Here is a 23641-nt window from a genome sequence, read left to right on the forward strand (position 1 = left end):
AGCATGACTCAAGTCTCAACATTTAAAAAGAAGCTAAGAAATAATGTGACGGCCTATCTGTTCCTGCTTCCTACTATTCTTGTACTGGGCACTTTTTTGTTCCTGCCTGTTTTTTATTCGCTTTATCTATCAGGACATAAGGTAAATTTACTTGGTGATGTCAGTTACAAGTGGGTTGGATTCAATAACTTTACACGTATGGCCGGTGACGAGAGAGCTTGGATTGCACTGAAAAACACAGCATCCTTCGCGCTGTTCGTTGTACCGTTGCAGACTGCATTTGCTATTTTATTAGCCGTTATTTTGAATGCTAAGCTTAGATTTAAAAATTTCTTCCGAATCGTCTTTTTTATGCCGACGGTTACTTCCTCGGCGGTATTGTCACTTATTTTTATGTGGATTTACAATTCAAACGGTCTGCTGAACCGTGTGCTTGAGTTCGTAGGTTTACATGGTTTCAACTGGCTTGGAGATCCGGCGGTCGCTCTTAAGGCGATCATGCTTATGAATATATGGTCTACTGCTCCGTTTTTTATGGTAGTCTTCTTAGCTGCACTGCAAGATATCCCTGATGCATTGTACGAGTCGGCCATGCTGGATGGGGCAGGAGGATTTAGACGTTTCATTTCTATTACGCTTCCTATGATTAAGCCAGCGACCTTCTTCACGGTAGTCATGGGAATCATCGGTACCTTTCAGCTCTTCGATCAATCGTATATTTTTTCGGCTGGCTCCGGCGGTCCGAATAACTCCACCTTAACGGTGGCTCTGCTTATCTATCAGTATGCGTTTAAAAATCTCGACTTCGGTTACGCTTCTGCGCTCGCTGTTATGTTGGCTGCGGTCATTATGATCGTAACGCTGATCCAGCGGAAGCTATTCTCCGAAGAGAAGCTGAACTAGGAGGACGATCAGGTGGTAATTAACTATTCCAAAGGGGTTAAGGTGGTACTGTATTTCCTGTTATTCGCATACGGGTGCGTAACGGTCATACCTTTCCTATGGGCACTATCCTCGTCGTTTAAACCGTTAAGCGAGATTGTGTCAGGAAGTATCAACTTTATACCGAAACAGTTCACATTCCAGAACTATTACGACATCTTCGTGAAGGAACCACTGTTCCTCAGATGGATGTTCAACAGTGCACTTATCGCTGTAGTTTCAACGCTGTGCAATATCTTGTTCAACTCTATGGCAGGCTATGCCCTTGCGCGTATTGATTTTACAGGCAGCAAGGTTGTGTTTTTTCTTATCTTGGCAGTACAGATGATTCCCGGTCAATTGACTATCGTGCCTGCTTATCTGATCATGAAACAGCTTGATTTGTTGAACACTTATGCCGCGCTGACGCTGCCGATGATGGTAAATGCGACGTTCATCTTTATGATGCGGCAATTCTTCCTGAGCTTTCCGAAAGAGCTGGAAGAGGCTGCCGAGATGGACGGTCTAAATAAGTTCGGAACATTTTTCCGCATTGCTCTGCCACTGGCTATCCCCGCATTGGCAGCTCAGACGATCTTTGTATTCATGGGAGCATGGAATGAATTTCTGAAGCCACTGATGTTCATGTCAGACAAGTCGATGTTCACACTGACACTCGGTCTCAATACATTTAAGGGCCAGTATATTAGCCATTGGAATTATATTATGGCCGCATCGATGGTGTTTACCCTACCCGCACTACTTATTTATGCATTCTTCAACCGCTTCTTTATAAAAGGAATTACGTTTACCGGAAGCAAATAATTCGATTTACTAGGACCGCCACTGATCTTAAATCAGGGCGGTTTTTTGATATGTTCATGAATTGTTACCATTCTATCGATCTTATATGGGGAAGTTGGGGTATAAAAGGAAGGGAAGAGGTAAAACTATGTTCACTAAATAGAACTGGAAGAAATTTAAATGCGGAGGTAAATGATGACACAGAATAAAGGAAATTCACAACGTCAGATTCGAACTTCAATTCTTTGTTTGATCTGTGCCTGCACCGTCCTATTAAGTGGCTGCTCTAAAGCTGCCAATGAAACCACACAAGTAACTCCAACGCCTACAACAGAAGCCACTGCACCTGCAGCTACGAACAGTGCCACTGAACAACCCAATACCTCGTCCGGTACAAATACAGAGGGACTTCCGGCGGGTGTTAGTGTTAAGAGGGTGATTAAGGAAGTTGCTTTAAAGGATGGCTATCATAAAAAGATTGAGCTGCTGACAGACGGCGGCAAGCGGGTTACCATAACGGATGCGACTCAAAAGATTGTTTTGCAGCAGATTGAATATGATGGGAGGATTACTACGTCTAAAGGTAAACAGGTTACCATTAAAGTCGAAGGTGGGGGAGAGCAAAGCATAACCATTCCCGATCATTTAGTGATCGAAGATGAGGACAAGCTTGGATTGATGCCAGGTGTTGATATCGAGTGGACAGTGAATGCCGAGGGGCAAATCGAAAGTGTTGAACTGGAGGATTAAAAGAGATACTGAGGTGGCTGGCTAGATGAAATTTCTAATCGTATTTGGCAGTATAGTGGTTCCCATCGTGATGCTAATGATACAACATAAATGGATAAAGTGGCGTATTGTTTTTAATGTCGCTTCTGTGTTATCTACGCTTATTTTAGGTAATATTTCTGCCCTAGCCATATATGAAATATTAAGAGATAACACGGTATTTATGACCTCGATCCATGCGATTTTTCTGAATCCGATGTTCCTTTTGACAGGAGCCTATCTTGGAGTATATCTGGTCTATCGCTTGATGTTGATGACTTATGAAGAAGTATACGTATGATGTACTTAAAAGTAGGAGTGTCCCCGTGAAGGGACACTCCTATTCATGTTATGCAGCGAAAGCTAAGAAGACTTTCCTACAACGTTTGTTCCACTCTTCGTGATCTTGTACGTAAGGATATCACCATTCCAGAAGTGGAATTTCAGGATAACCTCTCCGTCTTTAACATCTTTAAAGAACGCTGGTAGCAGCTTGATTTCTTTCGTGTTATAAGAGGGAGAGAAGGTATTGCCGAACTCCTTGAATGGAGTCCAGTCCTGCGGGCCTGCATTGCCACCAGCGGTATAGACAGCCTCCATCGTGGCAAGCTGGTTACCGTTAAAGGTAGTTGGAATCGCAAACGATTCAGTCGTCCCTTTGGCATCGCTTAATTTGGCAGTGTCATTCACGATGATCTTTAGTCTCCACGCAACACCTTTGTTGAATTTCAGCGTTAGCACGGCATTTTCACCGTATTTTTGCGAAGCTGTGAGTTTTTTGAGTTGGCTGGCCTTGAGTGTGAGCTCCTCGCCATTCAAGGTGTAATCTTTGCCCTTGGTTAAATATTTCCCATTTACACTAATCGTTGTTAGCTTATTGCCGTTTAGGTTCAGCTTCACCTTGGTGTCTTTGATCGTTGCACCTTTTTTTAGATAGACCAGATCGCTCTCGGTGCTGGAGGAACGTTCCTTCAGACCAGACATTAATACGTTGTGGAGCTCGGAATCGGACCACTTATACGTTTTGCGGTTGAAATGTTGCCCGTTATCCCAGAGCATGGAAGTCATTTTCTTTTCTTTTAAATAATAGGTAAGATACTCGAAGAATTTCAGTTTCTCGCCTTGTTCAATCACACCTGTGTCTTTATCGAAGCCCAGTAGTCCGAACTCACCGACGATGACAGGAATACCTTTAGCTACAAATGTGTTGTAAACGTTATCAAAAGTTTGGATGATATCGTTTTTTGTATCTTTTTCAAACGTGGTGTAACCAGCGATATTCACACTGAACGGCCAGAAGCCATAGTAGTGAACGGTCGCGATTATGTTCGGATCTTTAAGAGCTGTAATCGTCTTGTAAAGCTGATCCATTCTAGGTTGCGTAGGAGAAGTCTCTAATGAAGGTAGAACTAGCGGACGGACATCATTCTTTCCACCGGAGTTCCGAACGATCTGATGGAAGGAAGTGTTGAGCTCTGTAAGCATTTGCTCCATCTTCGCTTCATCGGTGCTTCCGCCATCTGTGAAGCGGGGTTCATTGATGCTTTCGAACATCAGCTTATCGGATTTATCCTTGAAGCGGTCCGCAATTTGAGTCCATGCTGCATTATAACGCGCCAGTGTCTCATCATGCTTCTCTTCTATATGACTTACCCATAACCAGGAGTCGTGATGGACGTTAATCATTACATATAACTTGGCGTCCAGCGCCCAGCCTACAACTTCTTCGACACGGTCGAGGTAAGCTTTTTCAATAGTGTAGTTCGGTGCTTCGCCTATGTGTGAATCCCAAGTGATAGGAATACGGATACTTTTGTAGCCTTGTGCGGCGATTTTCTTAATCAGTTCTTGGGTCACACGCGGATTGCCCCAGGAGGTTTCATCCTCACCTGTAGCATCTAGAGTATTGCCAAGGTTCCATCCGGGCTGCATATCGTCTACATAGGATTGGATCTTACTCTTTGGTGCTGCCTTAGCTTGTTGCTCGTCCTTAGTAGCAGCGGCGGCAATGGATGAGAACAAAGAGAGCAGAAGAGCGGTGACAAGGGTCAATGATAAGAAGGATTTCTGGATTCGAGTAGTCATTGAATTCTCCTTTGTAAGATCATTTTTGAGGATGCTTAAACCTGACCTTCCTTAGTACTTTGGTGCTTAGATGAACACGTACACCTCCAATATTTTGTTGTAAACGCTTACCAAATACCCTAACATAGAACATTTGCTGTGAGTACCTTACTAATTTGTGGTAAATTCATATATGAATTAGTGATTTGAAGTGATTCCAAAGTTATGGAGGGCAATCCAGTGAGCAGATTTCATTACATAGGCTCGGCTACAGAGCTTCCGTTAGGAGAAAGAGGCAGTGTGCTGTCAGCAAAGACATATAATGAAGTGAAAAATTCCCCGGAGTATAAGAAACAAAGAGAGGCTCTGCGCCTGCAAGGCATAATTCCTTTGGATGACATCGCAGATCTATCTCATTTAAGAGATGAGGACTGTCTTGTATATGACTCGGAAGAAGATGCAGCGGGAGTTTTTATAGAGGAACTTGGGTATTGGAACGATGAGATTCGCAAGCATTTTCGGAGTCCGTATGTGTACCGGATTTCACCGAATTGGGGTGGCTTCTCTGTATCGCCTAAGCTAAAAGATACTCTACCGGGATCGTATAACGCCTCACTCAAGTGTTGTAAGGAGTTATTTAAGCTTATGACAGATTATGGGGTATCTGGTGCCGAGTTTGAGCTTTATACATGCTGGGCTGAGGAAGAAGGGCTCCCACGTAATAAAAAGTATGATCGAATCCTTGATTTGGCCTCTTTGTCACTGGAGGAGGGCTTTGAGCTGAGGGAAAAAGAGTATATTGTGGTTAAAATGATTTGATATTCAATAGGATTATCGCTAGCTACTCGTTATACAAAAAACAAATATTGCATGACAAAAGCAACTATATTAGATATGATGAAGCATGAAAAAATTAATATTAGCAATAGGTGCCAATTATGAATGTTTCGGAGATACAATCATAGATTGGTTAAATGGAAAGCGGGTGTGAATCCCGCGCGGTCCCGCCGCTGTGAAAGAGGAATCCTTGCAAGGTACCACTGGGAAACTGGGAAGGTAGCAAGGGTGATGATACTTGAGCCAGAATATCTGCCTGTTTCTGATACACCATTAAACTCTACGAGCGATAGAGAGGTGTTTGATATAGTATATGCCTGCTATTGTTGCGGTTCACTATCTTAAACCTCTTGACGTTATGTTGAGTGGTTTTTTTGTAGTGTTAAAAATATAAGAAAGTATAAGTTTAGCATCTATACTCTATGTCTTATATTTCTCGCTAAACGCATACCGTCCTTATAAGGACGCCGAGGGCGTTATGCTTGGAAAGTTTATTCTGTTTTTTAACATAGGAAGAGAAGGGAAGGGTTATGGAAACATGAAGAAAAATAAGTTTTTAGCTTGGTTACTTATTGTAGCAGTATTTATCACGACGTTCTCTACAAGTATAATCCCGGCTCATGCGAATGAAGCAATTGCTGATAGTGCAGTTGTAAGAACAGAGGTTGATCAAGCTCTACTAGAGCAGATTAATGCGCTAGTACAAGAGCCAGATACAGAGAAGCCTACTATTTCAATAGAAGGTATACAAGATAAACAGGAAGTATCCAGTAAAGATGTAAGCTTCAAAGTAGTGGTTACAGACAATGTTTATAAAGACATTATACCAGTAGTAAAGCTGAACCAAGTCGTTCTGACAGCTACTAATGGTGAGTACAAAGCATCTCTAAACCCAGGTAGTAACGTAATCGCAGTAACAGCTATAGATGGCGCAGGAAACAAAGCAGATAATGTAACCTATCAGGTTACTTATAAAATCACTGCTAAAGAACAGTTAGATAAAAGCTTGGCCTACATCGTTAACACCGTAAAGAATCCGTCATTTGGAACAGGTAGCGGAGAATGGTCGATTCTTTCTCTAGCACGTGCGAACTACAAGGTTCCTAACGGTTATTACAATCTCTATTACAACAATGTAGCAACGCGAATAGCAACGATAATTAAGGATGGAAAACTCGACGCTAATAAAAGCACAGAGAATTCCAGAGCAATTCTAGGACTGACCTCTATCGGAAAAGATATCACGAATGTTGCAGGTCATGATCTAAGAAATGCACTCGCTGATTATCAATATATTCAGAAGCAAGGGAACAACGGTCCCATATTTGCTCTGATTGCACTAGATAGTCATAACTATGACATTCCAGTATTATTCCCTGATCCTGATGAGAAGGGAGTAATATATCAAAGCACAAGAGAAAACCTGGTTCAGTACATCTTAGATAGAGAAGTTAAAAAAGGTGCAGCAGATGCCGGGGGCTGGGCTTTAGGTGTAACCAAAGCCGACGTCGATATGACCGGGATGGCGATGCAAGCACTTGCGCCTTATTACGCAAAGGATTCTAATGTAAAAGCTGCCGTGGATCGGGCGATTACATGGTTATCGAGTGTACAAAATGCTCAAGGTGGATTTACAAGCTGGGGAAGCACAAGCAGTGAGAGCATCGCACAGGTTGTTGTTGCCTTAACTGGCGTAGGTGTAGACCCGCACAGTGACCCTAGGTTTATTAAAGAAGGAAATTCACTTATAGATGCTTTACTTAGCTTCTCTGGGCCGGATGGTGGATTCAAGCATATTCTCACCGGAAAAGTAGACGCTATGGCTACGGATCAAGGTACATATGCACTCGTATCCTATGATCGTCTGATCAATAATAGCAACCGTCTCTATGACATGAATGATGTTCAATTAGAGCAGCCGGAAGTGCCGACTTCAGATGTAGCCAAGCTACATTTGGATAAGAGCCTTGCCTATCTTGTTAAAACCGTAACGAATCCGACCTATTTCGGAGAGTGGTCCATTCTTTCTTTAGCACGTGCAAACTACGATGTGCCTAATGGTTATTATGATCTCTATTACAACAATATAGCTACGAAAGTAGCAGCCTTAATAAAGGATGGAAAACTCGATACTACTGTAAGTACAGAGTATTCCAGATTGATTTTAGGACTTACCTCTATTGGAAAAGATATCACTAATGTCGCGGGGTATGATCTGAGAAAAACGCTTGCTGATTATCAATACATTCAGAAGCAAGGAAATAATGGTCCTATATTTGCTCTGATTGCGCTAGATAGTCATAACTATGATATTCCCGTAGCGCCAGCAGGTAAAGTTCAAACCACAAGAGAAAACCTGATTCAGTATATTTTAGATAATGAGATTAAAAAGGGTACAGTAGAAGCCGGTGGTTGGGCATTAGGTACGGCGAAAGCCGATGTCGATATGACTGCTATGGCAATACAAGCACTTGCACCTTATTACGCAAAGGATTCTAATGTAAAAGCTGCCGTAGATCGGGCCATTCTATGGTTATCAATTAATCAAAATAATGATGGTAGTTATACAAGCTGGGGAAGCACAAGTAGTGAAAGCATCTCGCAAGTTATTGTTGCTTTAACTAGCGTAGGTGTAAACCCAGACAATGATGTTAGGTTTATCAAGAATGGCAAGTCCCTTATTGATGCATTACTTGCCTTTGCTGCACCTGATGGTGGATTTAAGCACACCTTAACAGGATCAGTAAATGGAATGGCTACGGATCAAGGTACGTATGCACTCGTATCTTATGATCGTCTGCTTAAGGATAGTAACCGTCTCTTTGATATGAATGATGTGAAATTGGAACAACCAGAAGGACCGGGACCTGGGCAACCAGAGGGTCCAAAAGAACTTCCTTTACCGTCTGGTGATAACCCAAAAGTTGATATCCCAAATGACTCTCAAGATTATATCGTTCCGATCAGCACAGGAGATAGCAACAAGGAAATAACGGTAGTTATTCCTAAAGACCAACAATCGAAAGTTAGTGTTAGTTTACCTAGTAACAGCGACCTTCCTCAGATAGAGGCTACCAAAGGTGACGTATCTGTAGTCATTCCTAAGGGTGCAAAAGTTACCAGTGGAGATGCCTCAGCGATTGAACTGATGTCACCTTTAACAGGCACAGAAGCTGCACTAAAAGATAGTCTGAATCAGATTATTTCCCAGGATAAGAAGCTGGAGAGCATTATTCAAGCGTTTTCCATGGGTGGCAGCGCAAGAGTAGAATTTAGTCAATTTATAACATTAACCTTTAAGGACCTTAAAGGAAAAGATGCAGCTTATATTCAAGAGGGTACACCTCATGCGATTCAAAAATTTGCAAGTGATGACTTAGGCATTGCGAGCGGCAAGTCTGAGTATGCCTTTGATAGTGGAAATGACTTAATCGTAAAAACCAATCACTTCACTGATTACATTGCGTACACATCCAGTGTAGTTCAGACACCTGGTGGCGACGGTGGTAGTGGCAATGGTGAAGGAAATGGCGGTGGCAATGGTGGAGGAACTACTCCATCGAAGCAATATGTAACCCTATCCGTGGATAAGCTTACGATTAAGAAGGGATACGTTGTTCCATCTGTACAGGTAGAGCTACAATCTGGTGACACAGTGTGGTCTTTATTCGAAAGAGTACTAGATAGCCGCGGTATCGACTATAGATATTCTTGGAACAGTACATTTGGAAGTGTGTATGTTGAATCCATAGCTGGTGATGGAGAATTTGACCATGGTAGCGGTAGTGGCTGGATGTATAATGTGAACGGAGTTTATCCTAATTATGGTGCATCTTCATATAACCTAAGTGCCGGGGATAGAATTCAGTGGCGTTATACTACGAATTTGGGTGTGGATCTAAATGCACCGATACCAACAGCGAGTCCGACTCCAAAACCAACACCTAAACCTAGCGGTACTCCTGCTCCGGGTGATGTAACTATTCCGGAAGGTAACGGTAATCCGACAGCGAGTCCATCTCCAACAGCGACTCCTAATGATATCAAGCAAGTGTATAAAGACGCCGATAAGATCTCATCATGGGCGTTCTCAGCGATTGAAACAGCTACAGTAAAAGGGTACATCCAAGGTAACAATGGTCAGGTGAATCCGAAGGATTACATTACAAAAGCAGAATTTACTAAGATCCTAGTATCAGCATTGGAACTGGATACCAAGAGTGACAAAGGCATTACCTATAAGGATGTAGCTCTGGGAGATTGGTTCTATCCATATGTGAATGCTGCTCATAAAGCAGGGTTAATTACAGGCTTTAATAATGAATTTAAGCCAAATGACAAGATTACTCGCGAGCAAATGGCAGCCATAATCGTCAGAGCATTATCAATCCCGGCTACGAAGCCAGGGACAGCCATTAAAGATATCAATACCGCGTCCGCGTGGGCAAAAGCAGATGTGGAAACCATTGTTGCCACCGGACTTATGTTAGGCGATAATAATCAGTTTAAGCCTAAAGAGCTTGTAACTAGAGAAATGGCAGCTGTGGTAGCTACTAGAACCCATGATTATAAGAGTGGCGACAAAGCAGTTAGTCCATATATTCAAAACACAGCAGCCTTTTTGCAAAAAACAGTAACAAACCCGGTCATCGCCTCGGTTGGCGGGGATTGGACAGTGTTTGGGCTGGCACGTTCTGGTGTGAAGGTTCCAGATAGTTATTACGCTAAGTACTATGCGAATGTAGAAGCAACCCTTAAAGAAAAAGCTGGGAAGCTGCATAGCGTAAAATATACGGAATATGATAGAGTTATTTTGGCATTAACTTCAATCGGTAAAAATATTGATAAAGTGGCGGGTTATAACCTACTGGAACCGCTCGCGGATTTTGATACTGTAATCAAGCAAGGTATTAATGGACCTGTGTTTGCCTTGATTGCACTGGATAGTAATCATTACGACATTCCAGTGGTTAAGGATGTTAAGACGCAGACAACAAGAGAGATGCTCATTGATTACATTTTGGGCAGAGAGATCAACGGTGGCGGATGGGCACTAGGCAGTAATGCTACTGCGGCCGATCCGGATATCACTGGGATGGTTATTCAAAGCTTGACCCCTTATTACAAAACGAATGCCAAAGTAACGGCTGCTGTGGATCGTGGAATTGCTTGGTTATCCAAAACGCAAACAGCAGACGGAGGTTATGCAAGCTGGGAGTCTACGAACTCCGAAAGCATTGCTCAGGTGATCGTAGCTTTAGCTGGCCTTGGTATAGATCCGCATAAGGATTCCAGATTCATTAAAAATGGCCGATCAGCGGTAGATGCGTTGCTTGGCTTTGCTGCACCTGAAGGTGGCTTCTATCACGTGAAGCAGGGTGGAGTAGGTAACGGGGGCGCGAAACCCGGAGAAGTAGATCTTATGGCTACGGATCAAGCGATGTATGCAACGGTCGCTTATGATCGGCTGGTTAAGGGTCAGACGAGTCTTTATGACATGAAAGACGTTAAATAGAACTTTATTTAAAGAGATAAGCAAGGGTAGCATGTATACCCTTGCTTATTATTTAAGGTGGGGAACTTAAGAAATGAATAAGAAAAAATGGCTAACAGCGATACTAATTATTGGTGTGTTGGCGATTGCCTTCTTTTGGGGCGGGAATTATCAGAAGAGCCCGAACAAGGTTGCAAGTAACAATGTTGAATCTCAAGTTGTAGAATCAGCCAATACGGCTTCCAATCAGAATGTTGATGTAGAGCCTACAACCTCAAGTGATGCAGAGACAACGGAGATAGCTCCTACAGCTACACCTGATGAAACAGCTAAGCCTGTTGAAACGGTAAAACCAACAGAAGAGGTAACGCCAACCGAAACTGCGGTAACAGAGGTTGAAAAGCCGACCGCAACACCTAAATCGGATACACAGGCACAACCGACCGCAACACCGAAAGCGGCTAAAACATCCGTGCCGGAAACGAAAGCGACGGCAAAACCAGTAACCAAACCGGATTCAAAAGTAGCGACAACAGAAACCAAGCAGGAACCGAAAAAGGATAAATTCCTTACCGATCCAGTGCCGAGCGGGAAACCTAAGCCCGTGGAATGGCAAGATGCAACGGTAGATAAGAAGAAGCAATTAACGGCTACTTTGTCTGTGTCGGCAGCAACGATTTTAGATAATATGGATATTTTCAATAAGGATAAGGTTGAAGTATTGCCTGCAGATGGTATCATTTATAAAGCGCAGAAGGTAACCTTTTATGAAGGGGAGTCTGTGTTTGATGTTTTGCTAAGAGAGATGAAGAAGAATAAAATCCATATGGAATTCAGCATGACCCCGATCTATAACAGTAATTATATTGAAGGCATAAATAATCTGTATGAATTTGATGCTGGAGAGCTCAGTGGATGGATGTACAAAGTAAATGGCTGGTTCCCTAACTATGGCAGCAGTCGTTATGTGCTTAAGGACGGCGATGTCGTTGAATGGGTATACACCTGTGATTTAGGTCGAGATGTAGGTGGTTATGTAGCCACAGGAGGAGCACAGAAATAATGAAGGATAGCTTTTCTACCTTTCATCCGTTTGTGAATTTTCTTTATTTTGTTGTTGTGTTGTTATTTAGCATGGTGTTCATGCATCCCATATTTCAGGTGATTGCCCTTATCAGTGCAGTGGTCTACTCCTTTATGTTAAAAGGCAAGAAAGCCGTTCGATTTAATCTGCTGTACATGGTTCCGTTTCTACTATTTATGGCGATTATGAACCCTGTTTTTAATCATCAAGGGGTAACGATCTTGTTCTATTTGCACAATGGAAATCCCATTACGAAGGAATCCATTCTTTATGGCATAGCAGCGGCGTGCATGTTTGTGACGGTAATCATATGGTTCTCCTGTTATAACGTTGTGATGACCTCGGATAAGTTTATTTATATATTCGGAAAAATACTGCCGGCACTGTCGTTGATTTTTTCGATGGTGCTTCGTTTTGTTCCTAGATATTTAGCGCAAATCAAGGTAATTTCGAATGCTCAAAAATGTATTGGCCGGGATGTCACGCAGGGAAATCTCCTCGCGCGAGCGCGGAATGGGATTACGATCCTATCGATAATGACCACCTGGGCCCTGGAAAATGCGATTGAGACGGCGGATTCCATGAAGTCAAGAGGATATGGATTGCCTGGACGTACAAGCTTTTCGATCTTCCGTCTAGATGCCCGGGACAAAGTAGCCCTTTTGATCATGACAGGCTTAATTACGATGGTAGCCGTCGGCGCAGCGATGGGTGAGAACACGATGAGATATTATCCGTCGATTAAAGCGAGCGCAATTACACCTTTTAGTATCCTTGTATATATCGCTTATTTTGCGCTATGTATGATCCCTGTGCTCATCAATATGGTGGAGGCAATGAAATGGAAATCTATCGAATCGAAGAACTAAGCTTTGCTTTTCCTGAACAAGAGCAGATGGCTCTTTCGAATATTAATCTTACGATTGCAAGCGGAGACTTTGTTACTGTTTGTGGAAAGTCAGGCTGCGGCAAAAGTACCTTACTAAGACAACTGAAAACAATCCTAACCCCACATGGCAAACGCCAAGGGGCGATTTATTATAAGGGTCAACCTGTAGAGGAGATCGATCAACGGACACAAGCAGCGGAAATCGGTTATGTACTCCAAAGTCCGGACAATCAAATTGTGACAGACAAGGTGTGGCATGAGCTGGCTTTTGGTCTTGAAAGCTTAGGTTATGACAATTCTACGATTCGTTTGCGCGTGGCTGAGATGGCGAGCTTTTTCGGAATTCAGACCTGGTTCCATAAAAGTGTGACTGAGCTATCGGGTGGCCAGAAGCAGCTACTCAATTTAGCGGCGATTATGGCTATGCATCCCTCGGTTCTAATCCTTGATGAGCCTACCTCTCAGTTAGATCCTATCGCGGCTTCCGATTTTTTGGAGACGGTTAAAAAGATTAATCGCGAGCTTGGAACAACCGTTATCATGACCGAGCATCGTCTAGAGGATGTTCTTCCGCTTACAGATCGGCTGATTGTGCTGAATGAGGGCATCGTGATTGCTGATGATACCCCGCAAAGGGTTGGAGAAGCTCTAAGCAAGCTGAACCATCCGATGTTTCTGTCCATGCCCTCACCGATGCAAATTTACGCAGGCGTAGAGAATGACTTAGCATGGCCTGTTACAGTAAAGGAAGGACGCCAATGGTTGGATGCTTTTCTAGAGGATAAGACACCTGCAACGATCGCGGAATCTCCGCCAAGCACGAAAGAGGACGGCCCAGTAGTCATAAAGTTCAAGGATGTATGGTTTAAATATGATAAGCACGGACCGGATATTATTAAAGATTTGTCCTTTGAAGTGAAGCAGGGACAGTTCTATTGCATTGTTGGTGGAAACGGAACGGGCAAGACATCGACGCTGTCGCTAATGAGCGGCATTCTTCAGCCCTATAGAGGCAAAGTTCAAATTGGCGGGAACAACCCTGCGAAGATGAATGCCAAAGAACTGTTTACTAACAATCTGGGCATCCTCCCGCAAAATCCGCAAACCTTATTTGTGAAGAAAACAGTCGAGTTAGATTTATACGAAATGTTATCCCAGCTCCCTTTAACGAAGGAAGAAAAGACGGCTAAAGTTGAGGCCGTGGTTAAGTTCGCAGAACTGGAACATCTTCTCTCCATGCATCCGTATGATCTTAGCGGGGGAGAACAGCAGCGGGCGGCGCTGGCTAAGGTGCTTTTGTTAGAACCAAAGATTCTGCTGCTGGATGAACCGACTAAAGGATTGGATGGACCTTTTAAGGAGAAACTCGCTTTATTCCTACAGAAGCTTATTGCCGATGGTGTTACCATCGTAATGGTCTCGCATGATGTTGAATTCTGTGCCAAATACGCGGAAGTTTGCGCGATGTTCTTTGATGGAAGTATCATCACTACGAATGAAGCCCAGAAGTTTTTTGCGGGAAACAGCTTCTATACGACTGCCGCCAACCGTATGGCGCGTCATGTATGGAGCGAGGGAGTAACGATAGAGGGTGTGATTGCTTTATGTCAACGAAGCAGGTAACAGGTCGTCGTTTGAGTCGTCGAACTTTATTAGCGGGACTACTAATCTTTATAGTTATTCCAGCTACAATTTTGTTAGGTATCTTTGTCCTAGACGATCGCAAATATTACTTTATTAGTCTCTTGATCGTCCTCTATACGATGATTCCGTTTGCGATGGTGTTCGAGAATCGGAAGCCGCAGGCGAGGGAACTGATTGTCATAGCGGTGCTAGCAGCGATTGCCGTTGCTGGACGTGCAGCCTTTTTCATGTTGCCGCAGTTTAAGCCGGTGGTTGCTATAGTAATCATCGCAGGTGTGAGTTTGGGTGCTGAGGCAGGATTTCTGGTGGGTGCTGTTGCGGGCTTCGTCTCCAATTTCTTCTTTGGGCAGGGACCTTGGACGCCTTGGCAAATGTTTTGTTTTGGCATCATTGGCTTCCTGGCGGGTATTTTCTTCAAGAAAGGTCTGCTTAAAAAGACTAAGCTATCGCTGTGTATATTCGGAGGGCTAGCGACATTCTTGGTATATGGTGGCATTATCAATATAGGCTCGCTGATGATGTTCACTTCAGAGTTCTCATGGTCGGCTTTGATGACGACTTATGTTTCCGCCTTTTGGTTTGATATGGTGCATGCGATTTCGACGGTGGTGTTTTTGTTTTTTATTGCTCATCCTATGATTGAGAAGTTGGATCGGATAAAAACGAAGTATGGGTTGATTGAGCCTTAGGGTGTTTGTGCGGGGTGTTGTGCGCTTTGCGCTGGCGGATGCTCCGAGAACGGACTGTTGTTACAATCGCTGTTGTGTCCAGATTTTTTTGAATTTTTCCCCTAGGGTAAAATCCGTACACAAAGGCGAACGCTCCGCTTTTCCACAATCAGTCCGTTCTCTCCGCTGCTATCAGCGCGAAACCCAAACCCACATCGACGAAAGGCTCAAAGAACCCCCCATCGGTTTTTAGCCGAAGGGGGGCGGTAGTACCTAGTGGCTGGAGGTTTGGCCATTATAAGATATTACAATCGGTATGGAATTCTAGTAGCGATGCTCCTAGATCTAACCTTAAAAAACAGGCGATGCTCCGGTCTACCGGTATCGCCTGTTTTTTGATTATTCTCTTACGATATCCATAGGTGCTGAGGTATCTTCAAAGGGCTTAAGGCTCTTTCGGCTGGGAGCAGAAAGGGAGACTGGCAACCTAACGATAATTGTCGTTCCCTCTCCAACCGCACCATCTACCTCTATGCTTCCCTGATGCAGAGAGACAATTTTTTTTACGATCGCAAGTCCCAGACCGTTGCCATTGTTGTTTCCGTTCCGCGATTTGTCTATTTTATAAAATCTTTGGAATACGGCGTTGAACTCTTCCGGGGACATCCCGATTCCATTATCGCTGATGGTGACGGATACTTCTGCCGCACTACTATCTATACTGATGCGGATATTCCCGCCTACCGGTGTAAATTTGATGCTGTTGCTGAGCAAATTCATCCATACTTGCTTCAGCTGATCTTCATCACCCTTAATTTTGACCGCTTCCGGCAGCTCTAGATCGATAACGATACCTTTGGCTGACCATTGGGGCTCACAGGTCACAACGATGGTTCTAATCTGCTCGTCAAGATTGAAGGGACTTGCGTTGAAGGGATGATGTTCAGAATCTAGTGAAGCGAGCTTCAGTAAATTATCACTTAACCTCGACAGACGTTCACTCTCCGCAATGATGATATCAAGATATTCGCTGCGTTCCTCTTCCACAATCAAATCATGGTTCTGCAACGCCTTGGCAAAGCCGGAAATAGATGTGAGCGGTGTCTGGATTTCATGAGAAACGTTGGATACGAAATCCTGTCTCATCTGTTCCAACTGCTTCAGCTCTCCTGCCATCTCCACATAGCTCTGTGTCAATTCCCCGATTTCATCTATTCGGTTCACTTTAAGCTCCACCTCGAAATCACCCTTGGCCAGCCTTTTTGTCGCATTCGTCAGTGCTTTGATCGGCTCCACCAAATATCTGGCGGCAATAAGAATGCATACACTCCCCAGCAAAAGCACGAGTAAAAGCACAAAGAGCATCATCCGATTGACGACATTTTCGTTCTCAGCAGAATACTGCAAGAACATCGCACGCCACTCCCCGTCCAACATAAAGGGCATCCCGATAAAAATGTCCTTATCTTCCTCGGAGGAACGGTAGAGCTTTCCTTGCAGCACTTGTTTGACAGCTTCGAGAGGTACAGTGACAGCCGGACTACCTTTGAGCCCATAAAAAGTATGTTCACCGGCATGATTGTACAGGTGGATAGGGTATGCGGATACCTTAACCATACTATTCAGGAACTCGTCCGTATCCTTTGGTGTGGCATCATCATAGCGGTGAATGATCTCTTTTCCCACTAGGATCATTTCATTCTGTCCCTCGTAACTTATCTGTTTCTGAAAGACATACAAGCCAATGAAAAAGGAACAGATTAGACTAAAGATAATGATGCCTAGAAACGTGAGAATGACGCGTACGTATAACGTCTTGATCATGGCGTAGGGATCAGCCGATATCCCAGACCGCGGGCCGTTTCGATTTGGAATTGCTCGCCTTTGCCGCTGAATTTCTCCCTCAACCGACTTATATGCACATCTACAGTTCGGCCGTCTCCTTCATAATTTAATCCCCAGATTTGAAGGATCAATTGTTCTCTTGTGAAGATTTGCCCAGGATGACTGGCCAGCAGAAACAGCAGCTCAAATTCCTTCAAAGGAATTGTGACCGGTTCTTCTCCACGCGTGACCTGAAAAGTGCGGCGGTTAAGCGCCACATTGCCCAACTGCACAGACTGGGAAGAAACGACCAGCGAGCGTTTAAGCAAAGCTTTTACTCGCATCACTAGTTCAAGCGGATCAAACGGTTTGGTCAGATAGTCATCCGTACCAAGTTGAAAGCCTTTTACTTTGTGTGCGGATTCCGCTTTAGCCGTCACCATGAGGAGGGGGATGTTGGCATCCCAGCGCCTGATTTCTCTGCATAGATCCCAACCATCCAATCCTGGCATCATAATATCTAGAATGACGAGATCGACTCGCGAGTTCTGTATAATGGACAGGGCTTTGGTACCATCCCTGGCTTCTTTGAGGTCAAAGCCTTCTTTTCGCAAAAATAAAGACATTAGCTTTCGGATGTTATCATCATCATCAGCGATAAGTATAGTAGCCACGATTTTCCTCCTCTATTAAGCTTTCATTATATCTGATTTGTTCTTGGCAAGTAATGGCGTTATCCGAACTGCCAACCCAACAGATTCCAATAGTAGAAGAACAGAGTCATCGCCACAGCCGAAAGCGCCACTAACGTATAATGCACACGCTTGAAAGCTGTCCAGTACTTATTCTTCCAAACCAGTATAGCCGAGATTAACAGAGCTAAAGTCAAACCAACCAAAATGATTGGCATAACTAAACTGAGAGAAAGCGAAAGACTGATCCCGCTGAACTTCTGCATCATGTCCATGGACATAACCACCATGAATATCGTGACGAAAGATAGCAGCGCCCAACCAGCAGTTCCCGCAGATAGGCGGATGGCCCATTTTTCCGGAGGCGTCATCGCTTTGATCTTGCGTCTGGAGAAGATTAGTCCAAGTAATGAAGTGATGAAGATCAACCCCAAGAACCCTAGGACGATAAGCCAAAATTTATTCTGATCCAAGAGAGGCGTACGCTCCAGCGGCATATCCGGTACCATTCCTAAGATCATATGTGTAACTTTACCGGAATCATTTGTGCGGAAGGCAATCTGTTCGGTACCTCCCTCGAGTTGGAACAGATTTGGACCGACTTCTCTATACAATTGTTGTTCACTACCACTTCCCAAGGATAGCTTATTATCCTCAACCGAGACATTCAGCTGAGCGAAAAAGTTAAAAAACTTATCAATATCACTGATGTTTCGGCGTGTAAATTGATAGGCTCCTGCATATTTTTGAATAGATTCATCAGAAGCGATAAATTCAGGCTGACTCACATCAGGAGCAGGGTAGTAGCGGTTGAAAAAGGCTTGGATGAGGTCTTCTGCGGAATCACCGCCCTCACCGCCGTTGTAGGATACAAAGATGCCTACATGCTTGGCAGGCACAAGATATAATCCCGTATTAAACATGGGGTCAGAACCACCATGAGTGATCAGCGTGAGCCCATTGATTTGTTTCTCTGCGAACCCAAGATCCACTCCCGGCAGACGTTTATCAAATTGAAACGCCGTTGAATGCATTAGTTCTGCCGTCTCGGGTCTCAGAATCTGCTGATCACCATATTTCCCGTTCTGAAGATGGGCGATCATGAAATGCGCCATATCTACTGCAGATACGGTACCCGAGCCGGCAGGACGAAAGCCGCCCTCGAATGTAGGTGTGCCCGGAATAAAACTGCCATTCTCGCTCTTGTACCCCACAACTTTGTTGGGCATAAATGACTCTGGTAAAGGTTCTACCACAGTCGAATATTTCATGTCGAGCGGATCAAATATATATTTCTTTATATAATCATTGTAAGGAACACCGCTAACTTCTTCTACAATTAGACCCGCGAGTGTAGCTCCGTAGTTCGAATAAGAACTTATCTGTCCGGGTGGTCTTACCCGTGCCAACCTATGCTTATTGAGTGTTTCCGAGATTGACCCCGGCAATTTGGCAGGGTCTGTAGTGATTTGATAACCAACTCCACCTTCCTCGAACCCTGCTGTATGTGTCATCAAATGGCGCATAGTGATAGGCTCAGGATAAGTAGCAGGGATCTTCACTGATTTCAGGTAGATGTTAATATCCGTGTCTAGATCAATTTTGCCTTGCTCGACCAGTTGCATCACCGCTGTCCAGGTGAACAGCTTTGTCGTTGAAGCGATTCGAAACATGCTGGTTGTCGGGTCAACGGGGGCTGCTGCCTCTAGATTGGAACTACCATAACCTTTAGCCAAAATAATCTTGTCATCTTTTACGATGGAGATCACGGCTCCCGGAATTTGTAGCCGATTCATATCTTTTTCCATGATGCCATCAACGAAGGTAGTCAGACTCTCGGTATCATCGAGATTGGCAGGGGCTTCAGTCTGAGTTAAAGTTAGCGCGGTTTGATCCGTCTTAGTCTCGGCCGATGCCTGTTTCCCGGGCAACACCAGGCTTGCGCCTAATCCGGCACTAATCACAGCCAATAGGGTTAGACCAGCGATCAGTCTTTTTTTTATAGATGTTAACATTATTATCCTCCGCATCATCATTTATTGGGCTTGGATGATCATCCACCTAACGCTTATGAGATTATCAGAGTAGTGTGAATGGAACGTTAACAAGACTATAAAAAAATAGACTGCCATCCACCGCATTTAACGACAGATGGTAGTCTATTTTCATTCTTTCATCGTTCAGCTACAACACCTTGTGACGGAACTTCCACAACGGGGCGCCTATGGGTGGCCTCAAGGATGGAAAGGTCACCATCCAGCGCTTTGAGTCCGGGGAGTAGCAAGGCTGCGCTAGCACAGAGCATTGGAAGCAGTCCGGCGATTATAAAAAGTACGGGCACCCCATAATGCTGGGCAATCGCACCACCGGCAAAAGCACCAAAAGGCTGCAAGCTGCCACCGATCAGAAAGCGAATAGAATTGACTCTTCCTTGCAGATTGCTCGGAACTAGACGTCCATGGAGTGAAGAGCTTAACGAACCGAAGAAGGGAGCTAACGTTCCAGTAGCAAATACGGCAGCGAGAGCAAAAGAAAAACTAGGAAATAACCCCCATAATGTAGTCACTAAACCTATGGTCCCCAGACTGCCAAGCATAACAAGCCGCCTTTTTTTAATTTCCCCTATCATGGAAATCACACTTAGCCCGACTAATGTTCCCAGCGCGAAAACTGTACTTAGTGTGCCCATCGTCGCCGCATCACGGTGGAGCACTTCGCGTACAAAAGGGACCATCATCGTCCAGACGGCAATTGAGCTTAAATTACTGATGGAGGCCATGATCATAATCGTAAGCATTGCAGGGAATTGTTTATAGAAGGTAAAGCCCTCGGCTATCTCACGAACGTAAACGGAGATGGAGAAACGGCCTGGGGCTGGAGAAGGTTTCGGCAGCTTTTTCAAGCACAGCAGGGTAGTGATAGCGGCTAAGTAACATAACATGTTGATGCCGAGGGCTGGCAGCGCTCCACTAGCAGCAGTCAATGCGCCTGCTAAGGCAGGTCCCAGCAGGACTGCTGCGCTTTTGCTGCCATCGATGATTGCAAAAGCCCGCACCAGCTTCCGGCTGTCGGCAACGCCGGGAATAACAGCCATCGCCGTTGGCATGAACAGGGCGGCGCAGGCTCCGCTTAGACCGGCGGCGACAAACAGATGCCACAGCTGCAGTTGGCCAGCCAGGCCCATGCCGAGTGGCAATGCTATAGCCAGCAAGCGAATGGCTGCCAAGCAGGCCATAAAACGGACGCGGTGCAGCCGATCGGACAACGGTGAACCGAGCAAGCGCAGCAGCAGCTCAGGTATGCCCGAGCTGAGCGCGAGTGCTCCCATCGCTAGCTTAGAACCGGTCAGCTCATAAACAAGCCATTCCATAGCCAGCAAGCCAAAAGCATCTCCAAAAGCGCTTAAAGTAATGGTCGAAAGAAGACCATAATAGCTGCGTTTTATCATTGCTTGGTAGCTCCTTTCTTAACTCTCCAAATACGCCCCAATCTGCTGAGGCAGCCCGTTTAAGGCCTCTAAACGTAGGCTGTACGAAGTGCTTTTAATATTGCTATGAACAATGACCAGCCCAGCCGCTCGAAGCGCAATGAGATGGTAGTGAATTGTACTTTTGGAAAGCCCGACCTCTCGTACGATTTCTGTGAAATTGAGCTGCTTGCCTGTGAGCAAACGGAGGATATATAGCCGCGTCTCATCGGAGAGTGCTCGGGTAAGGCGAAGTAGTGCAGGAGCAGGCCGTCCAGCTTCCGGAGGGAGAACATCGCAAGAGTAGCTAGTGAACACGAATTCATCATAAATAGAGGTAGTAACCAACGGACGAGCATGATATTGCGGAATGATAATGACCTGCTTCAGATGCTCAGTTGGATATAGGCGCATTCCGGCGGTAGCTGTTTCAAAGACTTCCATGTCATTGTTTCCGTTCAACATTGTTCGTCTTGATTCGGCTTCCTGCTCAAGCCCCTTGATGATATTAGGGTCGATTCCGCTGAAGTATCCTGTATTCCATTCGCGCAGGATATCAGAGGCAGTGTCCCTGAGCTCCGCGAGATTGGAGGGAACCGATTGGCCGAAGCGTCCGGATATTTCATACAGTTCGCCCGACGTTAAACCATCGAACCAATCCAAAAAGCCGTCAACCGAACGTTCTCCCGGACAGCTCCATATATAGGGAGCCAAACTGAAATCATCGAGTTTCTTAACGACCTCTTGCATTTTACGAAGTAGCATGGGTGCGAATCTTGCCTGAACATCGCGAACCCAGAGCTTGCCGGAATCCATGGCAGTATGGTTCTGCTTGCTTAGAAAAGAAGTCATACTACTAACGCATTCATACATAGGTGCAAAATCGACTTCTACTTTATAATCCATGAGCTGCTCCATTCTTTCAGTGAGATACTGAATTGAATACTTGTTCTATAAATATAGAACTAATTATTTGTTTTATTGTAAACGAACTAATCTTTCTTTTCAATAGCCTTTTCGCCGAAAAATTCAAACTCAAAATATTGTTCGAATATAATCAATTGATTATATAAGTGTTTGATTATATAATGAATCTGAAAATTAGATGAAGAAGGTGTTATGAGATTTGAAGGACTTAAAGGACGCAAACGATTTAACTCAGGGTTCTATTATGCCTACCTTAATGAAATTAACGCTTCCCATTATTGCGACGAATTTCATCTCTACTACTTATGGTTTAGTCGATATGATTTGGGTTGGAAGATTAGGAAGTGGTCCGGTTGCCGCGATTGGTACAGCGAGTTTTTTCATTAATCTAGCGATTGCTTTATCGACTATGGTTACGATCGGCACAGGGATTAAGGTGGCGCATTGTATGGGATCTGGCCAGATAGAGAAGGCTAAATCTTATATAAAGAACGGATTTATGATGTCTATTTTATTAGGACTGCTCTATATGAGTTTAGTGCTATTAACCAAGAATCAGTTGATTGGTTTTTTTTGATCTTGGAAGTGATGAAGTAGAGCGGATGGCTAGACAATTTCTAATGATTTCGATATTTGGATCGGTATTTTCTATCGTGAATACGTTATTCGCAACTCTCTTAAACGCTATGGGAAATAGTAAACAACCGTTTCAGATCTTCTCCATTGGTCTTATGGTTAATATTGTCCTTGATCCATTTTTGATTTTTGGCTGGGGCAGTTTTGAGGGATGGGGAGTAGCGGGGGCAGCTATTGCAACATTAACGGCGAACATCTTGGTTACGGCTCTTTTTATCCTAAAGACAAGAAAGTCAGAGATCATTTCAAACACATCCGTGTGGAACAGTCGTCAAATGAAAGAAGTCATCCGTATGGGGCTTCCGATAACGATCCAACGGGTCACCTTTACGATCATATCGATCATCATTGCCAAGATCATCGTGCGTTTTGGAGCGGATGCCATAGCGGTTCAAAAAGTAGGAATCCAAATTGAATCTATTTCCTATATGACCATTGGAGGACTACAGGGAGCTATTGCCGCCTTTTTTGGCCAAAATTATGGAGCACGTCGATTAGATCGTATTAGGCAGGGGTATCGGCAGGCCTTGATTTTAACCTCCATCTTCGGTGTGATCGTGTCGCTTATATTTATTGCGTTCCCGCAGCAGTTATTTTCATTGTTTTTATCAGATCAGACAAGTCTGGAATTGGGCGCAGATTATATGCGGATCATCGGTTACTCACAATTATTCATGTGTATGGAATTGATGACAGTTGGTGCTTTTAACGGCATGGGTCAAACCCACATTCCACCGATATTCAGTATTACATTTACTGCACTCCGAATTCCGCTAGCCATACTCTTATCCGGTCCTTTTGGCTTGAATGGAGTGTGGATGTCGATTGCTCTAAGTAGTGTGTTCAAAGGAGTCATTCTTGTGTTCTGGTTTAGAAGATCTTTATTCAGAATGAACAAACAGCAGGTAACAACTTAGCAAAGG

Annotated in this window: 18 protein-coding genes and 1 riboswitch; of the genes, 12 read left to right on the forward strand and 6 right to left on the reverse strand. The window is 44.2% G+C overall.

Annotated elements, in window-relative coordinates; all coding sequences use genetic code 11:
* The first annotated feature begins 3 nt into the window (after positions 1-3).
* The 4 genes from QNH28_RS03965 (at position 4) to QNH28_RS03980 (ending at position 2794) form a co-directional block, all read left to right on the forward strand.
* The gene (locus QNH28_RS03965) at positions 4-903 is read left to right on the forward strand and encodes a carbohydrate ABC transporter permease (RefSeq protein ID WP_283910262.1); all 900 of its coding nucleotides are present in this window, start codon (positions 4-6) and stop codon (positions 901-903) included.
* 18 nt (positions 904-921) lie between these two features.
* Positions 922-1746: a carbohydrate ABC transporter permease gene (locus QNH28_RS03970; RefSeq protein ID WP_481858375.1), complete on the forward strand. Its 825-nt coding sequence runs from the start codon at positions 922-924 to the stop codon at positions 1744-1746.
* Positions 1747-1917: 171 nt separating this feature from the next.
* On the forward strand, positions 1918-2475 hold the full coding sequence (locus tag QNH28_RS03975; RefSeq protein WP_283910264.1) for a hypothetical protein: 558 nt from the start codon (positions 1918-1920) through the stop codon (positions 2473-2475).
* A 25-nt stretch (positions 2476-2500) separates the two neighbouring features.
* Positions 2501-2794: a transposase gene (locus QNH28_RS03980; protein WP_283910265.1), complete on the forward strand. Its 294-nt coding sequence runs from the start codon at positions 2501-2503 to the stop codon at positions 2792-2794.
* Between the two features lie 62 nt (positions 2795-2856).
* On the opposite strand, the gene QNH28_RS03985 is transcribed toward QNH28_RS03980, so the two are convergent.
* On the reverse strand, positions 2857-4578 hold the full coding sequence (locus tag QNH28_RS03985) for a cellulase family glycosylhydrolase (protein WP_283910266.1): 1722 nt from the start codon (positions 4576-4578) through the stop codon (positions 2857-2859).
* Between the two features lie 219 nt (positions 4579-4797).
* Here QNH28_RS03985 and QNH28_RS03990 point away from each other — a divergent pair, with 219 nt between their 5' ends.
* The 6 genes from QNH28_RS03990 to QNH28_RS04015 all read left to right on the forward strand — a co-directional run bounded on the left by QNH28_RS03990 (position 4798) and on the right by QNH28_RS04015 (position 15194).
* A complete protein-coding gene (locus tag QNH28_RS03990) occupies positions 4798-5376 on the forward strand; it encodes a hypothetical protein (RefSeq protein ID WP_283910267.1) in 579 nt (192 codons plus the stop codon).
* A gap of 91 nt (positions 5377-5467) precedes the next feature.
* Positions 5468-5668: riboswitch (cobalamin riboswitch) on the forward strand.
* 264 nt (positions 5669-5932) lie between these two features.
* Entirely contained in the window at positions 5933-10909 is a 4977-nt protein-coding gene (locus tag QNH28_RS03995) for an S-layer homology domain-containing protein (RefSeq protein ID WP_283910268.1), read from the forward strand.
* 73 nt (positions 10910-10982) lie between these two features.
* Positions 10983-11951 (forward strand): DUF4430 domain-containing protein, encoded by a 969-nt coding sequence (locus QNH28_RS04000; RefSeq protein WP_283910269.1) that lies wholly within the window; start codon positions 10983-10985, stop codon positions 11949-11951.
* A complete protein-coding gene (locus tag QNH28_RS04005; protein ID WP_283910270.1) occupies positions 11951-12841 on the forward strand; it encodes an energy-coupling factor transporter transmembrane component T in 891 nt (296 codons plus the stop codon). Before QNH28_RS04000 ends, QNH28_RS04005 begins: the two co-directional genes overlap by 1 nt.
* On the forward strand, positions 12814-14484 hold the full coding sequence (locus tag QNH28_RS04010; RefSeq protein WP_283910271.1) for an ABC transporter ATP-binding protein: 1671 nt from the start codon (positions 12814-12816) through the stop codon (positions 14482-14484). Before QNH28_RS04005 ends, QNH28_RS04010 begins: the two co-directional genes overlap by 28 nt.
* Positions 14466-15194 carry an ECF transporter S component gene (locus QNH28_RS04015; protein ID WP_283910272.1) on the forward strand — a complete coding sequence of 243 codons (729 nt, stop codon included), beginning with the start codon at positions 14466-14468 and terminating at the stop codon, positions 15192-15194. Before QNH28_RS04010 ends, QNH28_RS04015 begins: the two co-directional genes overlap by 19 nt.
* A 378-nt stretch (positions 15195-15572) precedes the next feature.
* Here QNH28_RS04015 and QNH28_RS04020 read toward each other — a convergent pair whose 3' ends face one another.
* From QNH28_RS04020 to QNH28_RS04040, 5 genes are all read right to left on the reverse strand, one after another.
* Positions 15573-16997 carry a HAMP domain-containing sensor histidine kinase gene (locus tag QNH28_RS04020; RefSeq protein ID WP_283910273.1) on the reverse strand — a complete coding sequence of 475 codons (1425 nt, stop codon included), beginning with the start codon at positions 16995-16997 and terminating at the stop codon, positions 15573-15575.
* A complete protein-coding gene (locus QNH28_RS04025) occupies positions 16994-17671 on the reverse strand; it encodes a response regulator transcription factor (RefSeq protein WP_283910274.1) in 678 nt (225 codons plus the stop codon). Before QNH28_RS04025 ends, QNH28_RS04020 begins: the two co-directional genes overlap by 4 nt.
* A gap of 59 nt (positions 17672-17730) precedes the next feature.
* Positions 17731-19704 carry a serine hydrolase domain-containing protein gene (locus QNH28_RS04030; RefSeq protein WP_283910275.1) on the reverse strand — a complete coding sequence of 658 codons (1974 nt, stop codon included), beginning with the start codon at positions 19702-19704 and terminating at the stop codon, positions 17731-17733.
* 158 nt (positions 19705-19862) lie between these two features.
* Positions 19863-21137 (reverse strand): MFS transporter, encoded by a 1275-nt coding sequence (locus QNH28_RS04035; protein WP_283910276.1) that lies wholly within the window; start codon positions 21135-21137, stop codon positions 19863-19865.
* 18 nt (positions 21138-21155) lie between these two features.
* Complete coding sequence (locus QNH28_RS04040; RefSeq protein WP_283910277.1) at positions 21156-22061, reverse strand: ArsR/SmtB family transcription factor; 906 nt, start codon at positions 22059-22061, stop codon at positions 21156-21158.
* 220 nt (positions 22062-22281) lie between these two features.
* Here QNH28_RS04040 and QNH28_RS04045 point away from each other — a divergent pair, with 220 nt between their 5' ends.
* Together QNH28_RS04045 and QNH28_RS04050 are read left to right on the forward strand one after the other, a co-directional pair.
* On the forward strand, positions 22282-22659 hold the full coding sequence (locus tag QNH28_RS04045; RefSeq protein WP_283910278.1) for an MATE family efflux transporter: 378 nt from the start codon (positions 22282-22284) through the stop codon (positions 22657-22659).
* 43 nt (positions 22660-22702) lie between these two features.
* The gene (locus tag QNH28_RS04050; RefSeq protein WP_283910279.1) at positions 22703-23635 is read left to right on the forward strand and encodes an MATE family efflux transporter; all 933 of its coding nucleotides are present in this window, start codon (positions 22703-22705) and stop codon (positions 23633-23635) included.
* Positions 23636-23641: the final 6 nt, after the last annotated feature.

It is taken from the genome of Paenibacillus sp. G2S3 (assembly GCF_030123105.1).
Lineage (GTDB): Bacteria > Bacillota > Bacilli > Paenibacillales > Paenibacillaceae > Paenibacillus_AQ.